At 59.8% G+C, this 6347-nt stretch carries 4 protein-coding genes, 1 tRNA gene and 2 pseudogenes; 3 read left to right on the top strand and 4 right to left on the bottom strand.

Annotated features, from left to right (window positions below; translation table 11 throughout):
* Window positions 1-604: pseudogene (locus A2I95_RS24830) on the bottom strand (AraC family transcriptional regulator); the annotation flags it as partial.
* 125 nt (window positions 605-729) lie between these two features.
* On the opposite strand from A2I95_RS24830, the gene A2I95_RS24825 reads away from it, so the two are divergent.
* Together A2I95_RS24825 and A2I95_RS24820 are read left to right on the top strand one after the other, a co-directional pair.
* On the top strand, window positions 730-1173 hold the full coding sequence (locus tag A2I95_RS24825; RefSeq protein WP_291734177.1) for a cupin domain-containing protein: 444 nt from the start codon (window positions 730-732) through the stop codon (window positions 1171-1173).
* A gap of 11 nt (window positions 1174-1184) precedes the next feature.
* Complete coding sequence (locus A2I95_RS24820; RefSeq protein WP_291734174.1) at window positions 1185-2672, top strand: FAD-dependent oxidoreductase; 1488 nt, start codon at window positions 1185-1187, stop codon at window positions 2670-2672.
* 99 nt (window positions 2673-2771) lie between these two features.
* Here A2I95_RS24820 and A2I95_RS24815 read toward each other — a convergent pair.
* A tRNA-Leu gene (locus A2I95_RS24815) sits at window positions 2772-2858 on the bottom strand.
* A gap of 216 nt (window positions 2859-3074) precedes the next feature.
* Here A2I95_RS24815 and hemN point away from each other — a divergent pair.
* Window positions 3075-4430 carry an oxygen-independent coproporphyrinogen III oxidase gene (gene hemN / locus A2I95_RS24810; protein WP_291734201.1) on the top strand — a complete coding sequence of 452 codons (1356 nt, stop codon included), beginning with the start codon at window positions 3075-3077 and terminating at the stop codon, window positions 4428-4430.
* Between the two features lie 242 nt (window positions 4431-4672).
* Here hemN and A2I95_RS24805 read toward each other — a convergent pair whose 3' ends face one another.
* Window positions 4673-5464 (bottom strand): SUMF1/EgtB/PvdO family nonheme iron enzyme, encoded by a 792-nt coding sequence (locus A2I95_RS24805; RefSeq protein WP_291734169.1) that lies wholly within the window; start codon window positions 5462-5464, stop codon window positions 4673-4675.
* A gap of 77 nt (window positions 5465-5541) precedes the next feature.
* Window positions 5542-6347: pseudogene (locus tag A2I95_RS24800) on the bottom strand (nitrite reductase, copper-containing); the annotation flags it as partial.

The following is a 6347-nucleotide window of genomic DNA, read 5'->3' as shown; positions in this document are numbered from 1 at the left end:
GCTGCTCTTCGATCAATCTTTGCTGTAGAGGGCTCCAGGTACCGAACCCTGCCTGCGCGTCGGTGGCGTGGACACAGGCGGCAAATTGACGTGCCCAACGGTGCAAAGGCCCTGCCGAAACGGGAACTGCAATGTTGAAAATCACGGCTTCGGCCAAAGCAAGCCCGGCAGCGCGTTCCGCGGTTTCATGCAACGCTTTCCGGTCAATCTGCAAAAGCAGCATCCGGCAATCTGCATGCCAGGTCATCCGTGTGGCCCGTGTCGGATTCAGCACAGTGGCCATGCGGCAGTCCGAAACCTCGGTTTCTGCGCCGTTATTCACCTGCGCCTGGCCGTCGATGGGTATCTGCACCAGATAGAAATCCTGCAGCTCGCCGGGGTCAATCTGCACGGTGGATCCATAGCTGAGGTAATTTAGAGAGAGGCTCTGTCCGCAGACATGGTTGTGGCGGGTGCCAAAGCTTCGGGCCTGCCCAGCCGGTTCCAGCCGGTGATCGCAGAATTTTTGTGCGACAAGCGAGCGCGCTTCATCAATATCGCTGCTGTGGAATTGCCGCCACGCGCGCAAGGGCTCGCGCCTGGTTGATACCTGTTGTGTGGTCATTAGTTCAGCCTAACACGGTTGCCCGATCAGGCAACTGTGGCAGCCTGCGCTATTTTGCGCATTTTGGATAATCCTTTTGCGGAGCCGCCCCTAGGCTGGAAGGCAGAGACAAAAGGGAGAAAAACATGGCTTTGGATCAGGGAATAACCAAGGCGGCCGACGGGCTGGAGGGCCTGTCCTGGAACGTAGTCGGTCACACCTATACGCCCAAGCTGCATAGCGAGAACGCATTCATCTGGCACGCGCTGATTCCGGATGGCACATTTGTGCCGCCGCATATCCATCCCGCTCAGGACGAGTGGATCACTCTGCTGGAGGGCGCGCTGGAGGTGGAATTTGACGGTATTGTCCATCGGGCCGGGCCAGGAGATACCGTGCGGATGCCGATGGGCGTAGCGCATGGCATCTTCAATCGCTCAGGCGCTTCGGCCTCTTGCGTGTTTGGCGTCGCGCCTTCCGGTAAGCTGTATGAATTGTTTTGCGTGCTGGACGGTGTGACCGATCCGGAAGAACTGGTGCGGCTTTCGGCGCTGCATGAGGTCGACTTTCTGCCGCCCCCGGCGGAGTGAAGGAGCGGGACATGGTAAAACGCAAAACGGTTGCCGTGATCGGCGGCGGAGTAAGCGGACTGGCGGCTGCCAAGGCCTTTGCAGAAAAGGGGCATCAGGTTCTGGGGTTTGAGCGCAGCCATGACCTGGGCGGAGTGTGGGAGCCGTCGCGCTCTTATCCGGGGGTCCAGACGCAGTCACCCAAGGAACTTTACTGCTATACCGACCACCCGATGCCGCAAGAGTATCCGGAGTGGCCCAAGGGACCGCAGGTGCATGCCTATCTGCATTCCTATGCCAGCAAGCATGATTTGCACCACCTGTTTCAACTGAGCACAAACGTGCTGGAAATGGACCGGCGGCCGGACGGGCAGCCGGGCTGGCGGCTGGTGACAGAATTGGGTGGTGAAACCAATGTGCGGGATGTGGATTTTGCCGTGGTCTGCACCGGCCAGTTTTCGGAGAGGAACATCCTGACCCATCCCGGGCAGGACGCTTTCACAGAGCAGGGCGGGGAAGTGATGCATTCCTCGGAGTATCTCGACCCAGGCCATGCACGCGGCAAGAGGGTGGTCGTGCTGGGCGGTTCAAAGTCTGCCACCGATGTGGCTGTGAATGCTGTGCAGAATGGTGCGCGGCAAGTGCATCTTGTTTATCGGCAGAATGTCTGGCGGGTTCCGTATTTCGTCGGCGGCATCAACTTTAAGAAGCTGCTTTATATGCGTGCGCAGGAGGTGCAGTTTAACGGTTGGGGCCGCAGCTGGCTGCACAAGGCAATCTATAGTCTGGCGAAACCGTTGATTTGGATCAATTTTCGTGGGTTGGAGACGCTTTTGAAGCTTCAGCTGGGGTTGAAGAAGTGGGACATGCTGCCCGAAATGCCGATCGAAAAGGATGTATCCTGTTCGGTTCCGATTGTGACGCCAGGTCTGTTTGAAAGTTTCCAAAGCGGCTCGATTATTCCGAGGCGCACAACGATTTCGCGGTATGAGGGCGATGAGGCGGTGCTGGAAAACGGCGAAAGAATCGGCGCTGACCTGGTGATCTCGGCGGTGGGCTGGAAGCTCGGCATCCCCTATCTGGCCAAGCGGCATTTGGACAAGCTGATCGAGGCTGATGGCCAGTACCGGACCTACCGGCTGTCGGTGAACCCGGACTTGCCGGAGATGGGATTTGTTGGTTTCAACTCCAGCTTCTGCACGATCCTATCGGCGGAGATGGTGGCGAACTGGCTGGTCCGCTATGCCGACGGCAAGCTCGCACGCCAGCCCACGCGGTCGGAAATGGAGAGTAATATCCGGATGATGCTTGATTGGCGCCGCAAGGAGCGGCCTGCCGCGCAGATCTATGGCGGCCTGTGCTCGGCGCCGTTCCATTTTAAGCATTTTGACGAACTGCTGATGGATATGGGGGCGACGCAGTGGAAGCGGTTCAACCCGGTGGTTGAGCAATTTGCACCGCCGGATGCCAGTGCTTATGGCCGGTTCCTGGCGACGGCTCCGCAATACACGGCGGCCTGAAACCTGCCGTTGTGCCTGCCGGAAACGGCGGGCGCCTTCTTGCCGGAGCAGATGGATACCTGCTGTTGCCAAGTGCAGAATTCACATATTCGGGGGATATGGTGCCCAGGAGAGGACTCGAACCTCCACGTCCATACGGACACTAGCACCTGAAGCTAGCGCGTCTACCAATTCCGCCACCTGGGCAGGTGTCTTGGAACCGGCGTATAAGCCGGTTCGAGAGGGGCGTCAAACGGAAAATACACGCAGGCGCCGAATTCCCGAAAAAATCGGGGATTTATTTTTTTTCGATTTAAATCAGAGTGTTGAAGAAGCGTCTCTGACGTCGCTGCGGGCGTCAAAATGATTTCTGGTTTGATCCTGCGCAAAGTGGCGCGGCTGGAAAAGGGGCATAGCAAAGTCATGAAACAGATTGACCGCCTCCAAGCCCTTGGGCTGTTCGACAGCCGGGTGCCCCGCTACACATCTTACCCAACCGCGCCGGTGTTTACTGCAGCCGTCGGCGCCGCGGATCAGGCCCGCGAATTGCAGGCGCTGGATCCGGATGTGCCGGTTTCCGTCTATCTGCACATCCCTTTCTGCGAGCGTCTGTGCTGGTTTTGCGCCTGCCGCACACAAGGCACTCAGACGCTGAGCCCGGTGGAAAGCTATATTGGAACGCTGGAGCAAGAGCTGAAGCAAGTGGCGCCTTTGCTTCCCAAGGGACTGCGGATGGGGCGGATGCACTGGGGGGGCGGTACGCCGACCATTTTGCCGCCGGCGTTTATTCACCGGCTGGCGCAGGCTGTAAAGGCGGTGTTCCCGCAGACTGATGACTGGGAGTTCTCGGTGGAGATCGACCCGACCATGGTGGACCGGGACAAGATCGCGGCACTGGCGGCGGAGGGCATGAACCGCGCCAGCATCGGCATTCAGGATTTTGACCCGCTGGTCCAGCAGGCGATCGGACGCGAACAGCCGTTCGAAGTGACCAAGGCGTGTGTTGAGGATTTGCGCGCGGCGGGGATCACCTCGTTGAACGCCGATCTGGTTTACGGGCTGCCGCATCAGACACCGGAACGGATGGCGGATACGGTGGAGAAGGTGCTGAGTTTGAAGCCGGACCGGTTGGCGCTGTTTGGCTATGCGCATGTGCCTTGGGTGGCGAAGCGGCAGAAACTGATCAAGGAAGAGACGCTGCCGGACGATCAGGCGCGCTATCATCTGGCCGGGCTGTCGGCCGAAAAATTCGCCGAGGCGGGCTTTGCCGCCATTGGCATTGACCATTTCGCCAAGCCCGGCGACGGGCTTGAGGTGGCAGCCCGCACCGGGCATCTGCGCCGCAACTTCCAAGGCTACACCGATGACATCTGCCCGACGCTGATCGGATTCGGTGCATCGTCGATTTCCCGATTTACCGGCGGCTATATCCAGAACGCAGCGGCCACGCCTGCGTATGTGCAGAGGGTCGAGGCAGGGCATTTGACCGGCGCCCGCGGGCATGTGATGAGCGATGAAGACTTGCTGCGCGGCCGCGCCATTGAGATGCTGATGTGCGAATTCCGGCTGAACCGGGTAGAGCTTAGGCAGCGTTTCGGAAGCCTTGCAGCGATGCTGGATGCGGATCTGGCAAGGATCGCGGCGCGGTTCGGAGATCTGGTGCAATTGGATGATGCGGCACTGAAGATCCTGCCCGAAGGCCGGCCGCTGACCCGGATTATCGCAAGCTGCTTTGATGCGCATGTGCCTGAAGGGGTGCGCTACAGCCGGGCGTCTTGATCCCGAAGCCGGGTGCTCTAGCCTGTCCGGGGGAATCCTAAGGATACCCTTCACTGCTTGGCATCGCGCAGCGCAACCGCTTGCATCACTGGCCTGCACCACGCCAGCAATCGAAGCGGCTGTTCAAGACAGGATTTCCCTTGAACTGTGCCTCAGCAGAATTGGCAGCGCAGCTGCCATGCCCAAGGCCGCCAAGGTGCTCCGGTGCAGCTGGGCACGGGAGTATTTCGCTTTCGTTTGTGTCAGCCTTCTTTCACCAACCGGAACCCTAGGTAGTCCGGCGGCAGTCCGACCGCGCAGCCGCCTACACTGGCGTCGCGGATGAAGTCGATCACCACGGCCCGGTGTCGGCCGCCGGTAATGCGTGCGCTGCAATAGGGCGCCCCGAACGTGAGGCTGCCGTCCTCGCGCAATTCGCCGTTTTGCATGCAGCCGGCTGTCCATTCCCAGATGTTTCCGCCAAGGCCGCTGAGGCCATTGCTGTTGGTGCCGGGTTCGCTTTTGGGGTCCTGTGCCGGTCCTGGCAGGCCACGCAGTGTCACCCCGCGGGCGTATTGGCGCAGCCAGCGCTGGGCCGGGTCGGTGCTATCCGTTTCAACCGAAGCATCGCCAAAGATTTCAGCTGCAGCCAGCTGCCATTCTGCCTCATCCGGCAACCGCCACGGCTGGCCGGTCTTCTTTGAATACCATTGCGCGTAGGCGGTGGCGTCATGCCAGCTGACGTGTGTTTGCGGCAGGCTGTCATCTGCCGGGTTTGCATCTGCCCGCTTGCAGCCGCCATCCGCCACACAGGCGGCATATTCGGCATGCGAGACATGATGTTTCATGATCTCGAACGCTGCCACTTGCCGCATCTGTTCTGGCGGAACCACGCTTTTGCCGCCCTGGTGGAAATTGCCGATCGGCCGATAGCGGATCGTGGCCGCGGCAATGGCGGCGGTTTCGGTCTGCAGCACCGGTTCCGGAGTAGCAAGCCACAGCCCGGGAATACCGATCGCGGCAGCCAGGGCAGCAGTGATGAGTTCGGCTTTCATGGGTCTGCTCCCTTGAAAACAAATATGGGCGGCCGCGTGATGCAGCCGCCCGATCCAGTTTCCCATCCGGCCGAAGGTCAGGAGCCGGAGTATTCGGTCGGGGCGACCACCTGTTCCATCAGGTCGTTGTTCCATTGGCCTTCGACCACTACGTGGGCGGTCGCACCGAGGTTCACCGCCTCGATCAGGTTGTGGTTCACGTAGGCATAAACCCCCGGCTGCAGGAATTCATACAGCGCCGCCCCGGCAGAGCCGCCGCGTATGAACCAGGTTTCCAGATCGCGGTCCGGCACGTTGTTGAACTTGCCGGCTTCCCAGACCAGGTCGCCATGGCCGCCGATCAGGTGCGGACGGCTGTCACGGTTGGCCTGGCTGTGAACAAACAGGACTTTCTCGCCCTGTTTGGCCTTCAGCGCGGTTTCGCCGGTCAGCGCGCCAACTGCGCCGTTGAACACCACATGGCTGGGAATAAGCCCATTCATGACTTCCAAGGTGTCGGGGTAGCTTTCGCCGACATCTTCGTACCGGATGTAGTCGCCATTCCCGTCCTTCGGGATGTAAAACTCATTTTCACCGCTCTCGTTGATCTCAACCGAGACAAAGGAACCTACTGCATTGCCGTCTTTTGTAGTGGTGCCTGGAACAAATTCATCGCCAAGCTGGCTCATACCGGTGTTGCCGCCGATGGCGCCAATGTTAATCTCAACCGGTCCGCCTGCGACGTTAATAGTCACCGAACCAGCGGTCGCGTCATATGCACCGCCTGTAACGGTTGCCACGCTCGCCAGAGAACCGCCCGTGGTGCTGCTGTCATCGAAGGTCAGCGTGTATTCACCGATATTGGCCGCGCCTGTCGCGGAATCGACAATTTCTATCGTCCATT

It is taken from the genome of Leisingera sp. F5, from assembly GCF_001593695.1.
This window is presented reverse-complemented; position numbering and strand designations above follow the sequence as displayed.